Origin of the sequence: Vibrio sp. YQ_11 (assembly GCF_043103065.1) — a bacterium.
Lineage (GTDB): Bacteria > Pseudomonadota > Gammaproteobacteria > Enterobacterales > Vibrionaceae > Vibrio > Vibrio parahaemolyticus.
Window position 1 is genome coordinate 1 of record NZ_JBICJM010000049.1, and the last position, 25752, is coordinate 25752.

Sequence of the window (25752 nt, forward strand, 5' to 3'; positions counted from 1 at the left end):
TTCACCTCGTTAGTGATTGTACTCACTTAACTCGGTGTCCAAAACTGGTGGTGCGGATCAGCGAAACATTTTCCAAAGTACGCGACGAACTCGGTTTGTACTCTAACGTAGAAAAAGCTAAGCGCCCTACTTTCCATGAAATCCGGAGACTATCGGCAAAACTCATCGATGAAATGGGTGTAAATCCTCGCCAACGCATGGCACATGCCAGTGATAGAACCACTCAGATTTACACTGATAGTCACGACGTAGAATGGCATGAAGTACCAGCCATAAGCGTCGCAATATAGCCCATTTCAAGCGCTGTACAAACTACTGTATTTTACCACCCTTTTACCACCCCCTCGAACTTTACTCAGTACTAACGCAGAGTAATAACAAGGGGAGAAAAAAGGACAAAATAAGGAGTTTCACTTGAATATCAATAAGTTACAGACACAAAAAAGCCCACCAGAAAGGTGGGCTTTTTCTAAAATTTGGTGGGTCCGGGCGAACTCGAATCGCCGACCCCTACCATGTCAAGGTAGTACTCTAACCAACTGAGCTACGGACCCAAATTTTTCATTCCTGACCATTCAATTCAGAATGGTGCGTCCGAGTGGACTCGAACCACCGACCCCCGCCATGTCAAGGCGATACTCTAACCAGCTGAGCTACGGACGCATATCTCTGGAACGAGAAGGATATTAGCTATATCCGATCAGGGGTGCAAGCATAAATTCATCAACTTTGAATCGTTTGGTGAAAATGTAAACTCAACACCCGTTTTCAGATGATTTTATCGGCAAGCCCTTCGTCTATCGGGGATAAAAGTGTGATCTATATAACTTTTACGATTTTGTTCAATTGTCGTAAGGCACTTCACTTAACATCCAAATTTGTAATGTCTGGGAAATATCAGGGCAAAAACCAAACAGAATTTGATATTTAGGCTCAAATGGCTCACCAATGTAGGTAGTGCGGATCAGTTTACCCGTTTTGACATCGACTTGAGTACTTACTCTGCCTTTAAAGTTTTGGAAAATCACAAACTGCTCGCTGTGATAAACCATCTGTTCACGATAAAACAAAAAGTGGTCTTGTGGCGTCTCCGTCAATTTGCACTCCAGCGGCTTTAAGCTCTGCATTCCTTGCACGTGTGGAGCTAGCAGCAACAGTGCAAATATCCATCCATATCGCATACGACTTCCCTATTCTGCTTTCTTTCTCAAAGTATAGGTCTTGGCGTATTGGGCGATACAAAAAAGGCTTCGATCTACACAAATCAAAGCCTTTAAGTTTATCGTTTGATTGGTTGTATTAGTCGTCAGACTCAAACACCACATTGTAGTTTTCAGTATAAGTACAATTAGGTTGACGACTGCAGGTGAAAAATCGTCGTCCTTTAAATTCACCTTGGCTGGCGGTTTTGATGATCATAGGGCTGCCGCATTTCTTACAAAAACGCACTTCTTTCTCAGGCTCGATCAAATCAATATGCGCCGCCAACAAACGACGTAAACGCCCCACTTGATAACTGTGTTTTACAGAAGTCCCGATCAGAGGCAAGTTGGCAGATTTACATACGTGCATCAGCAACTTCTGACGCTCCACCTTACCTTTATTCAATTGCTGCCCGTTATCAAACTCGATAATTACGCGCGGTTCTAACGTTCTTGGGTCACAAATTACGTAGTCAAAATAACTGCGCGCGATGCGATTATTGGCCACGAAAAACTGCTTTTTATTCTTGATGTCTTTCGGAGCAACCAAAGTAGACATGTTCACCTTGGCAAACACGACAGCATGCTCTCCGACTGCAGCTCTTAGCGCATTGAAAAAAGCACCTTCTTGCCCTCTTAGTAACGGGCCTTTCGCACGATATGGATAGTCACGCGTGTCGTCGTGCTTAATCACGTACTTTTGAATAATAATGAAGAATACAACCAGAAGAACAACAATGATAAAGATGTTGGTCATAGATAAAGTGCGCCCAAAACAACTAGTTGCTCAAAGCGTAAATGGAAATGCTATACAGAGCAACAAAACCTATCAATTTTGAGGTGCGATGACATAAGCAATGAAGAAAAGTTCTCGGAGGATAAGCAAAAACAAGCCAATCTTTCTAGGGATTGGCTCTTGTACGTTCTGCCTGATTAACAATCATTAAGTGTTAGCGTCTGGTTGATTGTCTGGCATGGCATCAATGAAAGTTGGCAGTTGGTTGCAAGCATCTACAATTGCGTTGATAACCGGATAAGGCGACATATCAACGCCAAAACGTTGCGCGTTGTAGACTTGAGGCACAAGGCAAATATCAACGATGCATGGTGAGTCAGTCACACTGTATTTACAGTTTCCATACTCTTCTCGATATTTGGCCAGTTTCTCTTCTAACGCAGCAAAGCCTTGTTTGATCCAGTGATGAATCCACTCCTCTTTCTGCGCTTGTTCACAACCTAGTGTTCCTTCCAGATACTGCAAGACACGCAGATTGTTTAAAGGATGAATTTCCATGGCGATGTCCTGCGCCATCGCCAACGCTTGATAACGTAATGGCGTTTGTTCAGGAATGACCGACACATCTGGGTAGTTTTCTTCAAGATATTGAATGATCGCGAGTGACTGGTTTAAGCGTAAGTCACCATCCACCAGCACAGGTACCAGCTCTGAGGCGTTAAGATCGTGGTATTGCTCATTGTGTTGTTCACCGCCATTGCGAACTAAGTGAACAGACACTGAATCATACGCCAGCTGCTTTAAATTCAAGCATATACGCACTCGATATGCCGCCGAAGATCGCCAATATCCATAAAGAATGATGTCATCGCCCATGGCTTGTCCCTATTTTGCTGTTTAATGTTTCAAGTATTGACTAACTTGCTGATCAATAGCACCAAAAATAGTATTACCTTCAACATCAAACATCTCAAGTTTGATCGAATCACCAAACGACATAAAGTTTGTCGCTGGCTTGCCATCACGAATGGTTTCGATCATACGGACTTCAGCGATACATGAATAACCAACGCCACCTTCCTCAATCGAAGTGCCATGGTCAGTGCCTTGCTTGTTGGACACCGTGCCAGAACCGATGATTGCGCCAGCCGATAGTGGGCGCGTTTTTGTGGCATGAACGATTAAGTCTGCAAAGTCAAAAGTCATATCAACGCCAGCGTTAGGGCGACCAAACGGCTTGTGGTTGTAGGTGGAAACCAATGGTAAATGAACTTTGTTTTCATACCATGCATCGCCCAGTTCATCAGGGGTAACCGCTACAGGAGAAAACGCCGAAGACGGTTTAGATTGGAAGAAACCAAACCCTTTTGCGAGCTCCGCAGGAATCAAACCACGCAGCGAGACGTCGTTCACCAACATAATGAGACGAATAGACTCTTGCGCCTCAGCAATACTTGCGCCCATCGGCACATCGCCAGTTACAACGGCAACTTCGCCTTCAAAATCGATACCCCATTCGTCGCTGGCAAACTCAATATTGTCGCAAGGGCCAATAAACGCATCTGAACCACCTTGATACATCAAAGGATCAGTCCAAAAACTCTCTGGCATTTCTGCGCCGCGCGCTTTACGAACCAACTCGACATGGTTGACATAAGCACTGCCATCCGCCCACTGATAAGCGCGAGGTAACGGAGACTCACAGTAATGCGCCTCAAACTCTTCAAACCCAGTGACCGTGCCATTGTTCAGCGCGATGTAAATTTCTTCCAACTGTGGTGCAACAGCTTCCCAATTATCGAGCGCGACTTGCATGGTCGGTGCTAGATTTCTCGGGTGGAAAACTTCTGTTGCGGGCACGCAGCGCGTTAAGTCTTTGCTCACGACCACCAACAGACCGTCACGAGTGCCATTTTTCTTGGTTGCTAATTTCATCCTTGCCCCTTACTTCTCTTGCCAGCTATAGACGTATTCTTTGTTTTCTACTTTATCCAGTTCATCCGAGAACTGGAGTGCATGACGGGTATCGACCATGACTGCGACCTCGTCCGTAAACTTCTTCTTATATTCTCGACCCGCTTTAAAGGCTTTTGGATGCGGACCATGAGTAAATCCTGCTGGATGAAACGTCACCATACCCGCTTCAATGTTATCGCGACTAAAGAAGTCACCTGCGTGGTAGAACAACACTTCGTCATAGTCATCATTGTTATGGTAGAACGGTACTTTAAGTGCTCCCGGGTCGCTCTCAATTGGACGAGGAACAAACGTACACACTACAAATCCCGCTCCTACAAATGTAGTATGCGCCGACGGTGGTAAGTGGTAGCGATGTGACATAAGTGGACGTATATCACGCCAATTCACTTTCACTACTGCTAAGTCGCCATGCCAACCAATCGCGTCTAAAGGATTGAACGGATAGGTAATCACGCTAACTTTATCGTGGCGTTTTACCTGAACCTCAGTGCGGTTTTCAGAATATTGCGCACGAAACTCATCATTGATAGATGGAACTTCCAACACCGCAGGGTCAAATACCGCGTGATTCCCTACCATGCCCTTTTCAGGTAAGGAGTACGCTGCATCGGTGTTTTCAATCATTAGAATGAACATGGGTTCACTCGGCTCTAAACGCCAACTCGTTGAGCGCGGGATCATGACGTAATCCCCTTCGCTCACTTTCAGATGACCATAGTCACAGTAAAGATCTGCCATACCTTGGTGGATGAACAGCAGCTCGTCGCCATCTGCATTTCTTACCAAGAAATCCATCTTTTCATCCATGCGCCATACACGTATTTTACAGTTAGCGTTGTGCAATAGGTGCGGTACTGACCAAGGAGAGATTTGACTGGCTTTATCCACTAAGGTGAAGTCAAAAGCGCGTGGGCGTAAATCACCTTCCCACTCACACCAACCAGTTGGCGCATGTTGATGATGAAAATGTGCCGCAGGGCCGAAGAACCCACTTCGGCCAGCTTCACGTTCATAAATTGCCTCATCCGGGAAATCTGCATGTGCTTGTTTAGAGCACACTCCCTCCCGATGCGGAAATGTGATCCATTTATGCATCGCTTAGTACTCCTCGGCGAATTTGATCTTCTTCAATCGATTCAAATAGCGCTTTGAAGTTACCTTCACCAAAGCCTTCGTTGCCTTTGCGCTGAATGATTTCAAAGAACACAGGGCCAATAACAGTCTGAGTAAAGATTTGCAGCAAGATACCGTCTTTCATTGGCGCGCCATCAATCAAGATCTGCAAATCACGAAGTTTACTGACATCTTCAGTATGGCCTTCAACGCGCTCATCGACTTTCTCGTAGTAGGTGTCTGGCGTTGGCATAAAGTCCATACCGCGGTCACGCAACGTTTGCACCGTTTGATAGATGTCATCCGTTGTCAGAGCGATATGCTGAATACCTTCCCCGTTGTATTCGCGGATAAACTCTTCAATCTGCGATTTGTCATCCGAGGATTCATTGATTGGAATGCGGATTTTGCCACACGGCGCCGTCATTGCGCGGCTGACAAGGCCAGTCAGTTTACCTTCGATATCGAAGTATCGAATTTCTCGGAAGTTCCCGATGCGCTCATAAAAACCAGACCATACATCCATATTACCTTGCTTAACGTTGTGCGTGAGATGGTCTATCTCGTACAAGCCAACGTCTGATTTTGCTAAGCGATCGTCTGCATCGTCATAAAAACGGAAATCGACGTCGTAGATGCTCTGCTTGCCATAACGATCAACGAAATAAAGCAAGCTTTCACCAATACCGTAAATGGCAGGGATACTCAGTTCCATCGGACCAATTTCAGTTTTGTATTCTATGCCGCCGTTTTGAATAGCATGTTCAAGCGCAACCGTCGCGTCTTTCACACGAAACGCCATACCACATACAGATGGGCCGTGAACTTTAGCAAACTCCTCCGCCTGGCTATGAGGCTGGGCGTTCACGATAAAGCTGATGTCACCTTGTCGATACAACCATGCTTCTTTCGAACGATGTTTGGCTATTTCAGCAAAACCTAGCGATGTAAATAACGCTTTTAGTTGTTCAATGCCTTTGCTGTCAGCAGCTGTGTATTCAACAAACTCAAATCCGTCTGTACCTAATGGGTTGTATGTGTCCACCATGACTTTCTCCTTGCGTCACTAATTTGTTTACAGCCTCACTGAGCTGTTTGAACTGATTTTTCTAACTTGGCGCAGGTAGAGAGAAATTGGAATACATAAGCCGAAATCTCTATTTCGATGGGTCTTACGGAGAAATGTAAAATTAATGTTACACCACAAAACCATCAATGTGCCCGGTTAAAAAGAAACCAAAATTAAATTGAATTTCAATCAATTAGGTTGATATTTTTCGATTTACGCCACACCACCAAATGTAAACAACTTGTTACCATGGTGGTTTTTATTGGCACCTAGCGACTTTAGATAAGTCTTTGGATTCATTTAAAGAGAGGTTGGAAAGAGTGAAACAAGCGGGAGTTTCAAGACAACAAAGCGCACGTAAAAAGCGGCCAAGCTCTTATTGAACTTGGCCTATCCAGTTGGCAGTGCGAGGATATGAGTAAACAGAGACGTCATTAATCCACAAATGTGATTTTGCTTCAAATACACCCTACTTATTTACAGTGCACCTTGCAGCAATTATTGACTGCTTTCATCAGTTACATATTTGCTTCGAGCCATAGTGCATTACTGTCTCCGCTCTCAATTACCAAATTGTCACTTGCTAAACCACTTTCGTGATTGCGTCGTCACTTCTGGCATTATCCTCGGTCAGAATCGTGTCAGGCAGTGATTTTCTTTGATTCAACGCAGCTTCACCTACATAAAGCTGTGCAATAAGTGAGGTTCTGTTCCCTTTCGAGTCCGTGCCATTGATTTCGAATTCACATCGTTTCTCGGTATCGCCCTCGACCCCAAAAGAAAGAGACCCCCAAATGACACAAATTAATCAAGAACGTCTAGTTGAACACTTCTGCCAACTGGTTCGCATCGACAGCGAATCTATGAATGAAAAACAAATTGCAGAAACACTGGCTGAACAACTGAGCGAACTAGGCTTTACGGTTCACAAACTTCCTGTACCAGAACACATTTCTAATGGCTTCAACGTGTACGCACGTTTAGAAGGAAAAAAAGAAGGCTCAATCCTAATGAGCTGTCACATGGATACGGTAACGCCGGGTATTGGTATCGAGCCGCTCATCGAAGACGGTATCATCCGCTCGAAAGGCAATACCATTCTTGGCGGTGACGACAAATCTGGCATCGCTGCCATCATGGAAGCAGTGCGCTGCATCCAAGCTGAAAACCTAGAACACAAAACACTCGAATTGGCGTTCACCGTACATGAAGAAGGTGGCCTGTTCGGTTCTGAATACTTCGATATGTCTCACGTAACCTCAACAGAAGCGATCGTACTGGACACAGGTGGCCCAATTGGAACTATCGTAACGGCTGCTCCGGGCCAACAAAAGATCGTCGCAACCATCAAAGGCCGCCCTGCACATGCAGGTCTTGCGCCGGAAGAAGGCATCAGCGCGATCATGGTTGCGGCAGACGCAATCAACCAAATGAAACTGCTTCGCATCGACGAAGAAACCACAGCGAACATCGGCATGGTCAACGGTGGTCAGGCAACCAACATTGTGATGCCAGAGCTTAAAATCGTGGCTGAAGCTCGCTCTCTAAATGGAGAGAAGCTAGAAGCCCAAGTCAACCACATGATTTCAACATTTGAGTCGGTATGTGAAAAACATGGCGCAGAAGTCGAAATCGAATCTAGCCGCGCGTACGACGCCTTTGTTATCGAAGAAGACAACGCGCACGTAACCGCAATCAAAGCGGCGTTTGCAGATATGGGTATCGAAGCGTTCACGAAAGGCACTGGCGGCGGCAGCGATGCGAACAACTTCAACAAGAAAGGTCTGACAACCGTGAATCTATCTACGGGTATGGCTAAAGTGCACACCACTGAAGAGTTCATCGCCGTTGACGATATGGTAAAAATATCTGAGTTCGTTAAGCATTTTTTGGTGAAGTAGTCTCACTCAAATATTTAGATTAACTTCAGGCTTTCATCCCCTTCTCGCCCTGCGCGAAGGGGATTTTTATTTTTGCCCACCACAAATATTCTTTCCTTAATGCCAACTTGGCAATCAGCCGCGATAAAAATTCTGCTAGCTCACTTTTTGAGACCGAACAGCCCGACTTTCAGCACCTTGTTACAACCATGTTAAAACCCGATTGTGCAGATAATTTATACAATATACATTTTGAGCACCTTTGAGGATGAATAGAGTGAGACAAGGATGAAATTACCTAAACTACTTTTGCTAGCATCGATAATGAGTCCGATACTGGCTACACCGAGCTACGCAGTGCCGTATCCGGCTGGTGTGACGCTTGCAGAGACGCAAGAAATTACACTTAACAACGGGGCGGAAGTCACCTCTATCGATCCTGCAAAACAAGCCGCGGAACCTGCGTTCAACCTTGGCCGAGACTTGTTTGAAGGCTTAACCATTCAGGATAAACAAGGCAAAACGATTCCTGGGATTGCAAAATCTTGGACGGTGAATGACAACAATACGGTTTACACCTTCCACTTGCGCGATGCGAAATGGTCAAACGGCGACGCAGTGACCGCTCAAGATTTTGTCTACAGTTGGCAACGATTGCTCGACCCTAACACGGCATCACCTTACGCTTGGTTTGCCGCCATACCGAATATCCTAAACTCGCAAGCCATTATGAAAGGCGAAGCAAAACCTGATTCATTGGGCGTGAAAGCATTGGATGACAAAACCTTCCAAGTCACTTTGGATCAGCCAATTCCGTTCTTCATAAAACTCCTGAGCCACCCCGTTTTTGCTCCGGTTCATCAAACAACGGTAGAGAGACACGGCAGTAACTGGACACAACCGGAGAACATCGTAACCAACGGCGCGTTTACCGTTTCGGAGTGGAAGGTAAACGAGAAGATGGTGATGAAGAAAAACCCGCACTATTGGGATGCAAACAACGTCGTCTTAGATAAAATCACTTGGCTGCCGATCGGTGATGCGAATGTCGTGCTAAATCGCTACCTAGCAGGAGAAATTGATCAGGTCATGTCGATTCCTGCCGCACAAAAAAGGAAACTAATAAGCAAACTGCCTCAAGATGTGGCTGATACAAGTGCTTCGCTAGGTTCGACTTTTTACTACCTAAATACGCAAGAAGGACCGACCAAAGATCGTCGAGTTCGCCAAGCCCTCTCCTACGCCATTGATCGCAATCTGCTGACTGATTCGATTTTAAGAAATGGTGGCATTCCGATGTTCACGCTAGTACCACCGCAAACCGATGGGTTTCAATCGCACACACCGGAATATTCAAAGTGGGACCAAATCCAACGAATTGACGAAGCAAAGCGTTTGTTAGCAGAGGCAGGCTACAACCAAAGTAACCCACTTAAGTTGACGTTTACCGTCCCAACTTTCTCGATGGATGTAAAAATGGCGACCGCAATGGCGGGCATGTGGAAGAGCCGTTTAGGCGCACAAGTCACCATTAAGCAGTTGGAACCTAAAGTCTTCTATGCCTTGAAAGAACCCACAGAAATTACGCGCGGCGGTTGGACAGCCGACTACAACGAGGCATCGACTTGGTTAGATATCTTCGTATCAAATGGCGAGTACAACGATTCACGTTACCACAACCCGAAATACGATGAGTTGATGTCACAATCTAAGACCATGAGCGACCCATCTGAGCTGTATCTGCAAGCAGAAAGCATGTTGATTGATGATATGGCGATCATTCCAGTTTACCGTCCCGGCAACGATCAATACCTGATCAAGCCTTATGTCGGTGGCTACGAGCGCACTAACCCCGAGTCCTCGTACTACCGCAAGAATGTCTATGTGAAAGTCCACTAAAGGCATGTTTCGGCCTGTGTCGATAAGGTAACTAGCACTGACATTGCCAATACATGGCATACCTTCTCGAACCTCTCTTTCCTCGGTAATGAGCACAGGCCAATTTTTTTCACCTTTTATTCGACGCGGCAGGATGTGGCGTCGTTTTACCAAAGGATGATGGATCATGATTTGGTACATTCTGAGACGGCTAGCCATCGCCGTTCCAACCTTACTGTTTATTGCACTGGTTTCTTTCTGGTTGATGCACATCGCACCGGGTGGCCCGTTTGATATGGAACGCCCAATGCCGGAAATCGTGCGCGCCAACATCGAAGCAAAATTCCACCTTGATGAACCGTTTCTGGTTCAGTTTTGGATTTACATTACAAACTTTGTGCAGGGTGATTTAGGCCCAAGCTTTGTTTACCAAGACTTCTCTGTCACTCAACTGGTCGCCCAATCTTGGCCCGTATCGGCAATGCTTGGGGTGCTTTCTTTTAGCATCTCAGTCCCACTTGGGATGCTGCTCGGCACTATTGCCGCATTAAAGCGCAATAGCCGTTTGGACTACGGATTAATGACACTCTCGATGACGGGCGTGGTTGTTCCTGCTTTTGTTTTGGCTCCCGTGCTTGTCAGCATTTTTGCGATTCAGCTTGGTTGGCTCCCCGCTGGTGGCTGGGAAGGTGGGCAATTAGCTTTTCTTGTTTTGCCAGTATTAAGTCTTGCCATTGGATCAGTCGCTAGCATCGCGCGTGTCATGCGCGGCGCGATGATTGAAACCCTCAATCAGCCTTACATTCGCACCGCAAAAGCGAAGGGATTATCGACCGCCTACATCTTGTTCCACCATGCACTGCGTCCGTCATTGATCCCCGTCGTCGCCATGCTCGGGCCAGCTTTTGTCTCTGTCGTGACGGGCTCTGTCATCATCGACATCTTTTTCGGCACTGGTGGTATGGGCCAGCACTTTGTCTCTGGTGCACTGAATCGCGACTACGGCTTAGTCATGGGCATCACCTTAATTGTCGCCTCACTCACCATCTTCTTTAATCTTGTGGTCGATTTGTTGTACACGGTGATCGACCCACGTATCCGCGTTTAGGAGTCAAACATGTTATCGATTAAGAAACTGGATACTCAATCTTTACAAGACCAAGTCGTAGACAATATCGAAGCGGTGGAAGGTCGTAGTTTGTGGCAAGACGCCTGGGCTCGTTTTCGAAAAAACCGCGCCGCGATGACATCGGTTTATGTGCTCGCATTCATCACTTTGTGCATCACGTTTGGCCCCTCTATTGCGGCCTTTGGACACGATGAGATTGATTGGGACGTACTCGCCGACCCATACGAACTAGGAAAGCCATCACTTAGCAGCGGCCATTACTTTGGTACCGACGATCTCGGCCAAGACCTGTTTGCCCGCACCATGCAAGGCGGTCGCCTTTCAATTTTAGTTGGCTTCGTGGGCGCGTTAGTCGCCGTCGTTATCGGAACGATTTGGGGCAGCATTTCAGGCTACCTAGGCGGCATCGTAGATAGCGTGATGATGCGCATCATCGAAGTGTTGGATTCAGTACCATTTATGTTCATGGTCATCCTTTTCGTCACCCTCTTTGGCAACAACATCTATCTGATTTTTATCGTAATTGGCATGGTGTCATGGCTGGGAATCGCTCGCGTGGTACGCGGCGTGACCTTCGGAATTAAAAAGCGCGAGTTCATCGAAGCGGCACATTCCATTGGCGTGTCAAAGTTCACCATTGTTCGTCGTCACGTGCTGCCTAACGTATTGGGAATTGTAATGGTCTATTCATCGCTCATGGTGCCCGGTTTCATTATGTTTGAATCCTTCTTGAGCTTTTTAGGCTTAGGCGTCCAACCGCCAGACACCAGCTGGGGAATACTGATTTCCGAAGGCGCAAAAACCATTGACGTTGCCTTGTGGATGCTGCTTTTTCCATCCCTATTCTTGGTCACAACCCTATTCTGTTTCAACTTCATCGGCGATGGCTTACGCGATGCTCTTGACCCAAAAGATCGATAAGGACAACTCCATGCTATCTATTGAAAACATGAACGTGCGCTTCGATACGCCAGACGGACAAGTGCAAGCGGTCAGCAACCTTTCCTACTCGATTAAAGCAGGAGAAACGCTCGGCATTGTGGGTGAATCAGGCTCTGGTAAAAGCCAATCGGTATTTGCGCTGATGGGGCTCACCGCCGACAACGGTAATGTCTCCGGTGAAGCCTTATTTCATGGCGAGAACTTACTCTCAATGTCCAAGAAACAGCTCAACCGTATTCGCGCAGAGAAAATCGGCATGATCTTCCAAGATCCCATGACCTCTCTGAATCCATTTATGAAGATAGGTAAACAGCTAAGCGAAGTGTTGATGGTGCACAAAGGCATGAGTCGCAAGCAAGCCATCGCGGAATCAATACACATGTTAGATGCGGTGCGAATCCCATCGCCGGACACTCGCCTGAATCAATACCCGCACGAGCTGTCTGGTGGCATGCGCCAGCGCGTTATGATCGCCATGGCGCTCCTGTGTAAACCGGAACTGCTTATTGCCGATGAGCCCACAACCGCACTCGATGTGACAGTACAAGCGCAAATCCTGACGCTATTACGTGAGTTACAACAAGAGTTCAATACCGCGATATTGCTGATCACGCACGACATGGGCGTTGTCGCCGAAATGTGTGACCGCGTGTTGGTGATGTACGGCGGACAAAAAATGGAACAAGCGGGTACGGACACCCTCTTTGCTCAGCCCGCACACCCTTATACCCAAGGCTTACTGAGAGCAATTCCGTCGATCACCGAAGACATGCCTCGTTTGCCAACTATCCTTGGCAATCCACCGAGCGCCTTGATTAACCACCAAGGCTGCCCGTTTAGAGATCGCTGTGATTACCGACTCGCTCGCTGCCAAGCCGAAACGCCGAAGTTTATGCCGCTCAATGGTCGTCAATCCATCGCCTGCCATGTCAAAGCCCAAAGCAGCATTTCACTCATCCACCAGTCGGCTTAAGGAAACGTTATGAATCAGAAAGAAGTGTTATTGTCCGCTCGCGACCTGCAAGTGCATTTTCCTGTTTCGCGACACCTCATTCCGAGCCGAAGAAAGATCGTACAAGCCGTCAACGGCATCGATTTGGATGTTTATCGAGGCGAAACGCTCGGCATTGTTGGCGAATCAGGCTGCGGAAAATCCACCTTAGCGCGTGCTCTGCTGCGCTTAGTTGAACCCACGCACGGTAAGCTCACTTGGAAAGGTGAAGACATGCGTGGCTTCAGCAAAAACAAGTTAGCGCGTCGTCGCCAAGAATTTCAGATGATATTCCAAGACCCATCGGCGAGCCTCAATCCGAGATTGACGATTTCAGAATGTATCGCAGAGCCGTTACTCACACACCAACCTCAACTCAAACGCGCCGAAGTCGAAAAACGCGTCATTGCGATGATGGACAAAGTGGGTCTGTTGGCAAGCCAACGTAACCGATATCCGCATGAGTTTTCTGGCGGTCAGTGCCAACGTGTTGGCATCGCGCGCGCCTTAATCCTCAATCCGGACTTGGTGGTGTGTGATGAACCCGTCAGCGCATTGGATGTTTCGATTCAAGCGCAGGTCATTAATTTGCTCGACGACCTTAAACAAGAAATGGGACTGACACTGGTGATGATCGCTCATGACCTAAGCGTTGTGCGCCATATCAGCGACCGAGTGATGGTGATGTACCTTGGCAAACCGATGGAAGTGGGATGCTACGACCAAGTGTTCGACGATGCTCAGCATCCCTACACAAAAGCATTGCTTTCTGCGGTACCGATTGCCAATCCGCAACTTGCACGCAACCGCGACATCCAATTGTTGCCCGGAGACCTCCCCTCTCCGCTCAACCCACCAAGCGGTTGTGTTTTTAGAACCCGATGCCCAGAAGCTACGGAACTATGTGGGCAGCAAAGCCCAGTCAAAACAGGCACTGAGCAACATCATATTTACTGTTCAAACATGATTTAGGACGTTTTCATGAATACAACAAACTCGGTTAACCAACGCCTTTCATCGCTACGCGACGCAATGGCAAACTACAAGGTTTCGGCCTACATCGTCACAAACAATGATCCCCACAATAGTGAGTATTCCGCTGACCATTGGGCTGGACGCACGTGGATTTCTGGCTTTACTGGCTCGGCTGGTAATGTCGTCATAACTCAACAAGGCGGTGGATTGTGGACAGATGGTCGCTACTACATTCAAGCAGAAGAACAATTACATGGAACAGGGTTAGACCTTTTCAAAGCGCGTCAGCCGGAAACCCCCACCATTCCTAAATGGCTTGCGAATACCCTCGACGAAAACAGCGCGATTGCCGTGGATGGACACTCGATCAGCTACGCATTTTACCAAGAACTTAAACAAGCGCTTGAGCCAAAGAACATCGAGATTGTTCTCGACCTCGATCTGATAACGCCAATCTGGACTGACCGCCCGAGCAGACCGAGCGCAGAAATTTTTGACCATCCGGTTGCGTTTTCTGGTGTAGAAACCAAACAAAAACTCGCAGATATTCGTAAATGGCTCAATGAAAACCATGCGGACTGTTTATTGGTTTCAACCCTTGACGATGTGATGTGGACACTGAATATTCGTGGCGGTGACACGCTTTACTGCCCGGTTTCAGAATCCTACCTTATCATCGAGCGAGACCGCGCGACGGTGTTCATCGATAAACAAAAGTTACCAGCCGAGATAGAGAAGAAGCTGACTGCGCAAGGTGTGAGCGTTCGTCACTACGAGTACGTCAGCCAGTATTTGAATCAGCAATGTGAAGGCTTGTCGCTTGCTTTTAGCCCGGTTTATACCGACAGCTTGTTGGTTAACTCCATTGAGCAGAACCTTTCATTAAAGCCAATGGCTTGCCCGGTCACCGACATGAAAGCCATCAAAAATCAGACCGAGTTAGCCAATCTCGAACAGTCATTGACGGACGATGGTGTGGCCGTCGTGAAGTTCATGAGCTGGTTAGAAGACCAAGTCCCAAGTGGGCTTGTTACTGAGCTGTCAGCCGAGGCTCAATTGAAAAGCTATCGCCGTCAAACTCGCCATTATGTGAGCGACAGTTTCCGCACAATTGCAGGCTTCGCCGCACATGGCGCGAAAATGCACTACGCCGCCGATGAAGAAAGCAATGCCGTTGTCAATGAAAGCAATTTCTTCCTTGTAGATTCTGGCGGTCAATACCTTGGCGGCACAACAGACATCACCCGTACTTTCCACTTCGGGTCACCGACCATTAAACAGCGCAAAGACTACACGTTAGTGCTGAAAGCGGTCATCCGACTGACTCAGACTCGATTTATGAAAGGCTCTACGGGTGCCAATCTCGACATCATGGCGCGAGGTGTGCTGTGGCAACATGGTATTGATTTCAAATGCGGTACAGGACATGGTGTGGGTATTTGTTTGAATGTCCATGAAGGGCCACAAAACTTCTCGCAAAGCCACCTCGAAGTTGAGCTAAAACCTGGCATGGTGATCACCAATGAGCCCGGCGTTTACCGTGAAGGTGAATACGGTGTTCGGATCGAAAACATCATGAAAGTGGTTGAAGTCGAGCAAAATGAGTTCGGTATTTTTTATGGCTTCGAGACCATTACGCTGGCACCAATCGCCACGAACATGCTTGATGTCTCTTTGCTAAGCCATGATGAAATTAACTGGCTAAATCAATACCATTCTCGCGTCTACCAAGCACTCAGCCCATCTCTTGATGAGCACGACAAAGCTTGGCTTCAGCGCGCAACTCAGTTTGTAGAGCTTTAGACAAACTGCCCTATCTCCCGATTTCATTTTCATTTCAAACTCCCTGTTTGATTGCCAGCCTTCGGGCTGGCTTTTTTATCCGCCTATGTGCGCACCTCTTTTTGTTGCTGAAAGCTTTTCTTTGCACAAATAAATATGATTAACACTCATTAGTCGTCACAGAAAGCACTAAATACGCTCCGCCGATGACCAGATACAAAAACGCCCTGCCAATATGACAGGGCGTTTATTTGTGTCAAAATGCGCGTTACTCTCGGCAAGCTTCCGCGTCAAAATCTACAACAATCGCGGCATTTTCAAAACTGCCAGAGACTTTGATATAGCCCCAATAATTGGCTTGGTTTGAAATGGTTATGCACTCTTTGTTACCAGCATTGTCTGACCAACCATGTAGGTTTGAACCATCTGGCCAGCCTAGGTTGCTGTATTCAATTTTGAGGTCACCCGTGCCATTGCCAGTTGAAATAGCAATGTTCGCATATTCATTAACTGCCGGCACACTCAGCCAAATGGTTTGCTGATTTGACAAACAGACAGGCTCGCCAGCATTTAAACGACCACCACTCACTTGTCTTTGTACCGCGCAATCTTGCGGAAGCGTACTACTGCCGCCAGTCGCCGAAATCGTCACAATGTGGGTCGCGGTAGCTGTCAAACCGTCATTATCTGTCACTGTTAAACTGACCGTGTACTGACCTTCACTCCCATATTGGTGCGTCGGCTGGGTTTGTGTACTGGTCGTGCCATCACCGAAATCCCACAACACACTGACGATTTGCCCGTCTGTATCCGTACTGTTTTCACTGCTGAATGTAATGCTTTCACCGACTTTTCCCTCATTGTTTGCGGTTATTACTGCATTAGGAGCGCCACCTGAAACCAATGACTGTTGCCACTGTTCAAACTCGCTCTGGTATAGGTTTGCCCATTGATTGATGGTCGCCTTGTAAGTGCTCCAATTACCTTGGCGTGTTTCCACCAGCATTTGGTTTACATCATCTTTATGTCGCTCAAACATAAACCGAACGGCCAGATAGCCCCAGCGATAAATTCGGTCAACATCAAAGCCATCGTATGTGGTTTCAAAAACCTCGCTCAAGGTGTAAGTTGAGCCGTCTCGAATCGTATCTAACGCCGCTTGATTGTCTTTTTCGTTTGCGATGTATTCTGCAATGCCTTCACTCCACCACACTACCTTTTCAGTTGGATGACCAAAACCGCCATAAAGGTCGAATCGGCCATCTAGGTAATGCACGTATTCATGTTCTAAGTTCCAAACAAAATGGTCAGGGTTGGCATAAGACGCTTCATAAGCGACAAAGTTAGGAATATTGCCCGGCTTGGACGGGTCACCTTCAAGGTACATGCCGCCGTTGTTGGTACTGATATCAAAGATTGGCCCCGCGTATTTGCCGTAGTCGTCACCGGAATCAAAAATATTCACTTGAAGCTGTGTATTATGATCATCAGCGACTGGCTGCTCGCCTGTTTCCAAAGATTGATGAAAATACCCTTCTTCGTAACCCATTTTGCTACAAGCGGCCACATGCTGGCCTTGCGTCATGTTTTGCGACAAAATACGGATGGTTGGGCTACAAGTGTAGGTTTGCGATAACACCAAACCTTTGAGCTTGGTTTCGAAATCACAAATTCCGTACTCGCTGCATTCGGCGTAGTACGAGACCGTATCCGCAGCAGCAAGCCAAACGGCATCCCCTTTTCCATACATCTCGTAGCGAGCAAAAATATCTTTTAACTTGCGACTCACCGTTGTGGCAGCGCTGCCCGAATATTTGGTCAGACGCCCCAATTCGCGACCCGCATTTGCCACCATAAACTCGTCGCTCGCTCCTATCGAGGACTCTCTCAACGCAAAGTCACCCAATGCTTTTGCAAGTTCGGTTTGGTTACCGATGGTTTGCAAATATTGGTCGTTCCACTGACCACCAAATAAGATGGTAAACACCCCATTCACCGCGTTGCGCATGTACCAGTTTTGAGCGTATTGGTCATTCCAGCGCGTCAGCCACTCCGTCACTTGCGGTAAATAAGCGTGTTGCAGCTCCGCACTGTCCATCGTGATGATCACTTCACTTAATACCTTGCCGTGCGGGTCGCTGTTTTCGTAAAAATAAGCGTTGTTTACAAACGCGTCTACCGCCTCTTGCACTGCGGGCGTGACCCAAGAAACAAACGAGATATTGTTGTTGTAAAACTCGGCGTAATAGCCAGCGCGCAAATACAAGTACAAGGCTTCAAGCTCATCACTACCGCCACCAGTATAGGCTTTCGCCAAAGTCACCGTATGCTTTGCCACGTTGTACATGTGGTCAGAATCAAACGCCGCTTCTTGCTCTCGGCTTTGAGCAGAGAACAGCTCGTTGATGCAACTTGCACCTTGAGTTTTTATCGCGCTGATCAAGTCGTTGCTGTTGGTGGTTGTGAACGATTCTACGTCACAAACCACGCTTGCCGCTTCACCCGATTGGGTAGCCCGCGTGCGTAACGTCTGTTTCGGTAGCTGTGGTAACAATTCTGTCGGTGCATACTCAGGCTGCGCCGTTTCTACACCGTGTTCGTGCTGATGATGTTCAACTTTCTCTGTGACTTGCGCTACTGGCTCGCTCATTGCGAACGCAGCAGTGCTGCTCAAGGTTGCCGCAATCGCGACGCTGAGGGTTTTCAGTTCCATCTTTGTTCTTCTATATAATGTGTTCCTTAAATGCCGATACCACGTGACATCACTTCGTGCTCTTTTCACAACAAAGAGCATCCTCATATAAATCTGATTGAGCTTTAAAATAAACAATTCATTAACAAACAAATTTAGCGGTATCACTTTTTAGTACCCAATTCGCCACACTACGAACTTTATTAAAATCGATTTGCTCAATAGACTTTGATGAACTAGCACTTAAAGACGCCACAACGAAGGATTTTGGCGTTATGAAAAAACCAAGCTACACTATCGCTCTCCCAACATATTTAGAATGAAATCTATGACCGATGCCGATATCGAACTTCAGCACCTGTGGTTAGAAATCCAAACGCAACGCTGGCAAAACGTGTCCCGTTTTTTATTCAGTTACTACTGCTATAAAAACAATTTAGTAAATAAAAACAACAAGGTTTGTTGGGAAACCGCCCGTGATGTGTTGCCAGCCTCTATCAGCCTTAAAACTCGTAAACAGGCGGTTATTGAGCCTTTAGTTCCTGAAGAAACCGTGGTTGGTTTGCTCAAAGCCATCAGTAAAGATGGAGAGATGACGTGTGATGTGATGACGGCTACGCTTAACGCGTTTTTGCACTATGTGGTGATTAGCAAACAGGAGAAGCTACAGCTTAAACCTAACATGCCAGCGAGCTGGTATCAGCAGCATCACAGGCCTGTATTCGCCCGCTTTGAGCAAGCGGGAATAGAAATTCAACAAATCAAATAGCCCCCCTATCGAGCCGCAGACGTAAAAAAGCGCCCACGAGGAGGCGCGTTCGGTCAAAGGGTGAGTAACTCCTGGACGAGAAAGCTCTGAGCAACCGAAAAAGGCTTATTTATTCTAGAATCCCACGAATACGGACATTGCGTCTGCGTAAGATCTCCAACGTCACGAGCAAACACACGGACATAAAAATCAGCAAGGTTGCAACAGCCAAAATTGTCGGGCTGATTTGTTCTCGGATCCCTGACCACATCTGCCTTGGGACGGTTTTTTGTTCTGCGCCTGTTAAAAACAACGCCACGACCACTTCATCAAACGACGTGCCAAACGCAAACAATCCACCGGAAATCATGCCGGGACGGATCAACGGAAAAGTCACGTGCCTAAAGGTATAAACCGGATTTGCGCCCAAACTGGCCGCCGCTTTGACGAGGCTTTGATCAAAACCACTCAGCGTCGCGCTCACTGTGATCACGACAAAAGGCGTACCTAGCGCGGCATGCGCTAAGATAATGCCAAAATAAGTCTGAGATAAACCCAACCGAGTGTAGAAAAAATACATCGCAGCGGCAGAAATAATCACAGGCACAATCATTGGAGAGATCAGCAACGCCATAATGGCATTTCTAAACGGCAAATTGCTGTTGGCTAGTCCCAATGCGGCTAACGTACCCAAACCCGTCGCGATCAAGGTAGCCATGAGCGCAATAAACGTGCTGTTTTTGAGTGCCAATAACCACTGCTCATTGGTGAACATTTTTTGATACCAGCGTACAGAATAGGCGTCTGCGTCCAAGTTCAGCATACCTTCTGTAAACGTAAAATAAGGGGTGGCATTAAACGACAAGGGGATGATTGTCAGAATAGGCGCAATGAGAAAGAACAGCACCAGTCCACAAAATACCAAGTAGCCTGCGTAAACCATTCTCTCACTTTTTGAAGCGTAGTTTGGTAGTGCCATGGTTATCCTCCTACCTTAATGTTATTTATGCCAACCACACGGTTAAACACATAAAACAGCGCGAGCACGACAAACAAAAGCAGCCCACCTAACGCGCCCGCCATTCCCCAGTTGAGCGAGGTTTGCATGTGGTACGCAATCATATTGGAGATCATTTGCCCACTCCTTCCGCCCACGAGTGCCGGCGTAATGTAAAAACCAATCGAAAGAATGAACGTGAGCAACGCTCCAGCGCCAATACCCGGTAAAGTAAACGGCATGTAGACTTTGACGAATGCAACAAGAGGGGACGCCCCTAAGGAACGAGCGGCGCGGAAATACGTTGGACTGATGCCTTTCATTACACTGTAGAGCGGCAGAAGCATAAAAGGCAATAAGATGTGTACCATAGAAACAACCGTACCAAAGGTATTGTGTATCATCTGAATTCGCTCAGACGTTAAACCAGACCAAATCAGCAAATCATTAATCACCCCCTGATTTTGCAACAACACAATCCAAGAGGTCGTACGGACCAATAGTGACGTCCAAAAAGGCAGTAGCACCACAATCAACAGCAAGTTGGCGCGTTTGTCTGGCAAGTTTGCTAACAGATACGCCACGGGATAAGCCATCAACAAACAAATCACGGTAATTAAGATCGACATCCAAAAGGTTTTAAAGAAAAGGTCAACGTAGATCTGCCGTTTTTCTGGTTGCGCTTCAATCTCGCCCATTTCGTTCACCTGCATATCCAATGCCGCAAGGTAATGGTTGACGGTTATCGCACCGCTCAGGTTCTTAAAAGCAACCCAATGTTTTGCATCCGCCCAGCGTTTATCGAGCCTACTCAGTTCTTTTATTGACGTAGGAAGCACTTCTAAACGAGACAATTTTCGTCCCGTTTTCATCATCAAACTGCGCATGCCAGAGACTTCTATGTTCATGCGATTGGCGATTTTAGGCAGGGCTTTGGTCTCATACAGTGCCAGCAGCTCAACCGAAAATGCCTCTACCACTTCGGAATCTGGCAATCCTTGATAATCCCAATGCGCTAACGCTTGGATTGTTTTCGGCAAGGCCTGCGGAATATCTCGGTTGTCGATACTGCGATAAAGCATTTCTAAAATAGGAAACGCAAATGTGAGCAAAATAAAGCATACCAACGGCAACGTCAGCATGATTGAGCGTAGGTTTTTATTGCGCTCCGCTTTTTGCAGTTGGGCTCTGAGATCGCTCTTTTGGTGATTCACATGTCGTTCGATTTCCAGTACCGAATCTAACGAAGTTAGCTCTCGACTCATGCCGCCACCTCTTCGCTTTCTGGTTGAATCGCATCTAGCGCATGGCAATCTGTACTTTGCCACCCAATTCGACAAACCGTTCCCGGAATAAGGTTCAGATGCGTTCGGTTGTCGTTGGGCACTTTCACAACAAACTGACCAACCAGTTCAACGTCGACCACTAGACGATAATGATCTCCGTGATAAATTAGCTCACGCAGCACGCCTTCAATTTGGTTATCACACGATTCGTCATCAGGTTGGATGGAAATTTTCTCTGGTCGAATAGACAAGGTGGTGCGCTCGCCGTTTTGGGTCACTCGAACCGGTTTGGCAACGAAGTGAGCGGGGCCGACCTGGACTTGGCATCGCTCTGATTGCCACTCTTTTACCACACCCGAAAGCTGATTATTTTCACCAATAAACTGAGCGACGAACGCGTTACTCGGAGATTCATACAGTTCCGTTGGCGGGGCAAGTTGCTGCACTTCGCCTTGATTAAAAACTGCGATTCGGTCAGACATAGTGAGCGCTTCATCTTGGTCATGCGTGACATACAAAATCGTAATGCCGAGCTTTTCATGCAGGTGTTTAATCTCCATCTGCATTTGCTCACGAAGTTGTTTGTCCAACGCGCCCAAAGGCTCATCCATCAGAACGAGTTTAGGTTCAAACACAAGTGCCCTTGCCAACGCGACACGTTGTTGCTGCCCGCCAGATAACTGCTTTGGGTAACGACTGGCAACGTGTCCCAACTCGACCATGTCCAGTGCGCTCTGTACTTTATTTTGAATGGTTTGATTATCGAGCTTGCGCACTTTTAGAGGAAAAGCGAGGTTCTCCGCAATCGTCATGTGAGGAAACAGCGCGTAGTTTTGAAATACCATTCCGATGTCGCGTTTATGTGGCGCGAGATTGTTTACCGGAACGCCATCAATGTAAATCTCTCCGCCTGTTGCCGTTTCAAAACCCGCCAGCATCATCAGACACGTTGTTTTGCCTGATCCAGAAGGCCCCAACATGGTGACAAACTCTCCGGGTGCGATGTCTAAGTTGAAGTCTTTAACCACCAAGTTTGCACCGTCGTAGGTTTTCTTAACATGTTGAAAGCTCACATAATCCTTGTTTGCTGTGCTCATGGCATCCCTCCGTTCATTTTTGTATAGCGAAAATAAGTAGAGCGCCACAAAGCGCCCTACTCACTAGCTCAATTACAGATTGTATTTTGATAGGTCTAAGCGGGTAGCAAGCGCGTGCTCCACCATCTGGATCACTTGTTGACGCTCCTCACCTTTAAGCAGTTGGCGCGGTGCACGAACTTGCTCTGAACCACGGCCACACACTTGTTCAGCAAGCTTAATGCACTGAACCAGCGTAGGAATGGTGTCGAGACGCAGCAGCGGTAAGAACCAACGGTAAATTTCTAACGCTTCTGCATAACGGCCTTGGCTCGCCAGCTTGTAAATTGCAACTGATTCTTCTGGGAACGCATTGGTTAAGCCAGAAATCCAGCCTGTCGCTCCTAACATCAGCGACTCAAGCGCAATATCATCAACACCGCTGAACACGGTAAAACGATCATCGAACTTGTTGTAAAGCTCAGTGATACGACGCGTGTCGGTAGTCGACTCTTTGATTGCAACAATGCTGTCAAACTCAGCCAGCTTCGCCATGATATCGAGATTTACATCGACGCCGTACGCAACAGGGTTGTTGTAAATCATGATAGGCATCTCTGGTGTCGCTTCTGCCAGCGTGCGGTAGTAATCATATGTTTCGCTTTCAGACGTGCGGTAGACCATCGCAGGCATCACCATACACCCGTCGATACCAATTTTGTGCGCGTCTTGCATGTAATCGATAGCCGCTGTGGTAATTGACTCTGCCGTACCAGCAATAAGAGGAACACGACCATTAACCACTTCTTTGGCAGCTTGTAGCACCTGACGCTTTTCTTCCGGATATAGCGCGCAGTTCTCACCTACCGTACCAAGGCAAATAATGCCGTTCACACCATCTTTAATTTGGTTATCGATAACGGTTTGTGTTGCGTCTAGGTCAATGGACTGATCTTGACGAAACTGCGTACTGACCGCCGGATAAACACCTTTCCAATCTACTTTCATGAACTTCCCTTCCTTTATGTATATTGTATGCAATTTATAAAGACGAGCGAAAATGCTCAAATTTGGCTTTCAACGCCATGTTTTAACAACACCGCTTTTACTGCGGCTAAATCAGCCAAGGCACTGCCAACCGATTTATATAAGGTAATCACCTCGTCACTTTGACGCCCTTGCACTTGCTGAGCGCAAAGCTCAGGCAACTCCCCATAAATGTCTTCAGGTGTGAATACCCCCTCTTGAATTGGGATCAGCAGATCTCCCGCTTCCGCCAACACATTGATGCGACTGTCAACATACACATTAGCTCGTTGTACTGAGACTGAATCACATTCACGCTTATCTAAGTCGTGATTACCGACCAGATCAATGTGTGTTCCCGGCTGCACATCAAAGCCATTAAATAAAGGCTGAGCAGACGCAGTAATGCAACTGATGATGTCGACTTGATCAATCACTTGCTCAACGTTTTCGACCACAGACACAGAGAACTGGCGCGCTTCTGGCGGTGATTGATATTCAGAGGAAGACAGAATCTGATCCACCGTTGCGGCAGCCTTTTCTGGGTTTCGTCCCCAAACATAAACCTGTTTGAGTGGCCGAATCGCTGCGTAAGCCCACGCAAAATAAGGGGCTAAGTTGCCAGTACCACAAATCAACAAGCGGGAGGCGTTTTTGCGCGCTAAGTAATCGGCGGCTAAAGCAGATGCGGCAGCTGTACGCCAAAAAGTTAAGACTTTACCGTCCACCAGCGCGATAGGTTCACCATCTCCGCGTTTGAAGACCAACAACTTAGATGCCAAAGTATCTTTACCTTGCAGGGGATTCTCAGGAAAGTAAGTAAATGCCTTAACGGCAATCAGTTCTTGGTTCCATGCAGGCAGTAAAGCAAAAGCTTCATACTTTCCCTCTTCTAATGACATCATTCTGCGCTGCGGAATCGTGGCAGGCTGTGCATAGATGTCTCGCATGGTTTCAATCAAAGAGTGCATACTCAAACTTTGCGCGACTTGTTGTGCATCGATGACTTTCATCACTTCTCCAAAATAGGTACGTTGAGTTCCAATTTGGGGTTTAACTCATCAATCGATAAATAAACCCCTACAGTTAACGCCTAATTAAGCAGCCAAGTATTGAACTCTTCATTCAACTCATCGGCATAATCAGACCACCATTCGTCGTTAATCAAAAACGCCGTTTTAAAGTTCTGAGGCGCAGTCGGCAGGTTCGCCAGAATCTCTGGGCTTACTTCTGCGGAAGAAGACTTACGAGTTGGGCCATACGCGACGTATTTAGCTTGATCTGCCAAAGGCTTAGTACCCGAAGAAAAAGCAATGAAATCGAGGGCAAGTTTGGTATTCGCGCTTCCTTTAGGAATGGCCCAGCCGTTCATGTAACCCATTTGGTGATCCCAAATGATGCGAAATGGTTGGCCTTCATCTTTACGCGCGTTGTGTATCCGGCCATTGAAAGCAGATGCGATTACCACTTCTTTATCTGCCAACATTTGTGGTGGCTGCGCACCTGTCGTCCACCAAAGCACTTGCGGTTTGATGGTGTCGAGTTTGGCAAAGGCGCGTGCTCGCCCCTCTTCAGTTTCTAGTAGGCGGTAAACTTCGTCAGGTTTAACTCCATCGGCCAATAATGCCCATTCAAGGTTACCTTGAGGTTGCTTTTGTAGTGCTCGTCGACCGGGAAAGTTTGTTAAATCAAAAAGGTCTGTCAACTTGGTTGGAGCCGTTTTGCCTTTGAAAGCATCCTCGTTCACCGCTAAGACGGTCGATACGACGATGGTGTTAATCGCACACTCGTGGATCGCCCCATCGATAAAATCTTCTTTTGCTGGTGTCCCGTCAGCGCCGGGAAGCAGAATACTGGGGTTGACGGGTTCCAAAAGCCCTTCCGCGCAGCCTCGAACAATGTCTGGTTTATCCAGCGAGACCAAATCCCAACGCACGTTGTTTGCTTCTACTTGCGCTTTAATCTCCGCCAAACCGCCACTGAAATCCTCCGACACGATCTCAACACCAGTCTTTTGGATGAATGGTTTGTGGTAAGCCTCTACTTGGCTTTTGGTGAACGCGCCACCCCATGAGACGACCGTTAGTTTATCTTCAGCGTATGCCGAGGTACCCAACAGCATTCCTGAAATCAACATCACCAGTGGTGTTTTCGTCATTCGTGACATGGTTTACTCCTTTGGTTGTTTTTCTGGAGGTATCCGTTACGGCTGTTGGATACCACATTTGTTAAATTTTCGTTAACATTAGC

At 47.2% G+C, this 25752-nt stretch carries 21 protein-coding genes, 2 tRNA genes and 1 pseudogene; 9 read left to right on the top strand and 15 right to left on the bottom strand.

What is annotated here, in order from left to right:
* Positions 1–290 (top strand): annotated as a pseudogene (locus ACF8EG_RS20275) (integrase); the annotation flags it as partial.
* A 187-nt stretch (positions 291–477) separates the two neighbouring features.
* Here the strand turns inward: ACF8EG_RS20275 and ACF8EG_RS20280 are convergent.
* From ACF8EG_RS20280 to hppD, 8 genes are all read right to left on the bottom strand, one after another.
* Positions 478–554: transfer RNA gene (locus ACF8EG_RS20280), tRNA-Val, on the bottom strand.
* A gap of 32 nt (positions 555–586) precedes the next feature.
* A tRNA-Val gene (locus ACF8EG_RS20285) sits at positions 587–663 on the bottom strand.
* Between the two features lie 179 nt (positions 664–842).
* Entirely contained in the window at positions 843–1181 is a 339-nt protein-coding gene (locus tag ACF8EG_RS20290) for a hypothetical protein (protein WP_005495432.1), read from the bottom strand.
* Between the two features lie 118 nt (positions 1182–1299).
* A complete protein-coding gene (locus ACF8EG_RS20295; RefSeq protein WP_005495434.1) occupies positions 1300–1959 on the bottom strand; it encodes a DUF2726 domain-containing protein in 660 nt (219 codons plus the stop codon).
* A 186-nt stretch (positions 1960–2145) separates the two neighbouring features.
* Positions 2146–2814 (bottom strand): maleylacetoacetate isomerase, encoded by a 669-nt coding sequence (maiA, locus tag ACF8EG_RS20300; RefSeq protein WP_025789247.1) that lies wholly within the window; start codon positions 2812–2814, stop codon positions 2146–2148.
* 21 nt (positions 2815–2835) lie between these two features.
* Entirely contained in the window at positions 2836–3873 is a 1038-nt protein-coding gene (locus ACF8EG_RS20305; protein WP_025789246.1) for a fumarylacetoacetate hydrolase family protein, read from the bottom strand.
* 9 nt (positions 3874–3882) lie between these two features.
* Positions 3883–5013 (bottom strand): homogentisate 1,2-dioxygenase, encoded by a 1131-nt coding sequence (locus tag ACF8EG_RS20310; RefSeq protein ID WP_025789245.1) that lies wholly within the window; start codon positions 5011–5013, stop codon positions 3883–3885.
* A complete protein-coding gene (gene hppD, locus ACF8EG_RS20315) occupies positions 5006–6079 on the bottom strand; it encodes a 4-hydroxyphenylpyruvate dioxygenase (protein WP_025542615.1) in 1074 nt (357 codons plus the stop codon). The genes ACF8EG_RS20310 and hppD overlap by 8 nt, the downstream gene beginning before the upstream one ends.
* A gap of 815 nt (positions 6080–6894) precedes the next feature.
* Between hppD and ACF8EG_RS20320 the strand changes: the two genes are divergently transcribed.
* From ACF8EG_RS20320 to ACF8EG_RS20350, 7 genes are all read left to right on the top strand, one after another.
* Complete coding sequence (locus ACF8EG_RS20320) at positions 6895–8001, top strand: M20/M25/M40 family metallo-hydrolase (protein WP_392419703.1); 1107 nt, start codon at positions 6895–6897, stop codon at positions 7999–8001.
* Between the two features lie 267 nt (positions 8002–8268).
* On the top strand, positions 8269–9879 hold the full coding sequence (locus ACF8EG_RS20325; RefSeq protein ID WP_029837401.1) for a peptide ABC transporter substrate-binding protein: 1611 nt from the start codon (positions 8269–8271) through the stop codon (positions 9877–9879).
* Between the two features lie 166 nt (positions 9880–10045).
* A complete protein-coding gene (gene oppB / locus ACF8EG_RS20330; protein WP_029837402.1) occupies positions 10046–10966 on the top strand; it encodes an oligopeptide ABC transporter permease OppB in 921 nt (306 codons plus the stop codon).
* Positions 10967–10975: 9 nt separating this feature from the next.
* Positions 10976–11908, top strand: a complete 933-nt coding sequence (locus tag ACF8EG_RS20335) for an ABC transporter permease subunit (RefSeq protein WP_029837403.1) — start codon at positions 10976–10978, stop codon at positions 11906–11908.
* A gap of 10 nt (positions 11909–11918) precedes the next feature.
* Positions 11919–12902 (top strand): ABC transporter ATP-binding protein, encoded by a 984-nt coding sequence (locus ACF8EG_RS20340; RefSeq protein ID WP_069505129.1) that lies wholly within the window; start codon positions 11919–11921, stop codon positions 12900–12902.
* Between the two features lie 9 nt (positions 12903–12911).
* On the top strand, positions 12912–13892 hold the full coding sequence (locus ACF8EG_RS20345; RefSeq protein ID WP_069505127.1) for an ABC transporter ATP-binding protein: 981 nt from the start codon (positions 12912–12914) through the stop codon (positions 13890–13892).
* A gap of 9 nt (positions 13893–13901) precedes the next feature.
* Positions 13902–15698: an aminopeptidase P family protein gene (locus ACF8EG_RS20350; RefSeq protein WP_069505125.1), complete on the top strand. Its 1797-nt coding sequence runs from the start codon at positions 13902–13904 to the stop codon at positions 15696–15698.
* Between the two features lie 247 nt (positions 15699–15945).
* Here the strand turns inward: ACF8EG_RS20350 and ACF8EG_RS20355 are convergent, their stop codons facing one another.
* A complete protein-coding gene (locus ACF8EG_RS20355; RefSeq protein WP_069505123.1) occupies positions 15946–18390 on the bottom strand; it encodes a collagenase in 2445 nt (814 codons plus the stop codon).
* A gap of 307 nt (positions 18391–18697) precedes the next feature.
* On the opposite strand from ACF8EG_RS20355, the gene ACF8EG_RS20360 reads away from it, so the two are divergent.
* Positions 18698–19138 (top strand): hypothetical protein, encoded by a 441-nt coding sequence (locus ACF8EG_RS20360; protein WP_005480781.1) that lies wholly within the window; start codon positions 18698–18700, stop codon positions 19136–19138.
* Between the two features lie 109 nt (positions 19139–19247).
* Here ACF8EG_RS20360 and ACF8EG_RS20365 read toward each other — a convergent pair whose 3' ends face one another.
* From ACF8EG_RS20365 to ACF8EG_RS20390, 6 genes are all read right to left on the bottom strand, one after another.
* The gene (locus ACF8EG_RS20365; protein ID WP_069505121.1) at positions 19248–20096 is read right to left on the bottom strand and encodes an ABC transporter permease; all 849 of its coding nucleotides are present in this window, start codon (positions 20094–20096) and stop codon (positions 19248–19250) included.
* Positions 20097–20098: 2 nt separating this feature from the next.
* Positions 20099–21379, bottom strand: a complete 1281-nt coding sequence (locus tag ACF8EG_RS20370; RefSeq protein ID WP_069505119.1) for an ABC transporter permease — start codon at positions 21377–21379, stop codon at positions 20099–20101.
* The gene (locus ACF8EG_RS20375) at positions 21376–22497 is read right to left on the bottom strand and encodes an ABC transporter ATP-binding protein (protein WP_020840506.1); all 1122 of its coding nucleotides are present in this window, start codon (positions 22495–22497) and stop codon (positions 21376–21378) included. The genes ACF8EG_RS20370 and ACF8EG_RS20375 overlap by 4 nt, the downstream gene beginning before the upstream one ends.
* A 72-nt stretch (positions 22498–22569) precedes the next feature.
* Positions 22570–23484 (bottom strand): dihydrodipicolinate synthase family protein, encoded by a 915-nt coding sequence (locus ACF8EG_RS20380; RefSeq protein ID WP_005454899.1) that lies wholly within the window; start codon positions 23482–23484, stop codon positions 22570–22572.
* A gap of 56 nt (positions 23485–23540) precedes the next feature.
* The gene (locus tag ACF8EG_RS20385; RefSeq protein ID WP_069505117.1) at positions 23541–24515 is read right to left on the bottom strand and encodes an ornithine cyclodeaminase family protein; all 975 of its coding nucleotides are present in this window, start codon (positions 24513–24515) and stop codon (positions 23541–23543) included.
* An 80-nt stretch (positions 24516–24595) separates the two neighbouring features.
* Positions 24596–25669, bottom strand: a complete 1074-nt coding sequence (locus ACF8EG_RS20390; RefSeq protein WP_392419705.1) for a polyamine ABC transporter substrate-binding protein — start codon at positions 25667–25669, stop codon at positions 24596–24598.
* Between the last annotated feature and the right edge of the window lie 83 nt (positions 25670–25752).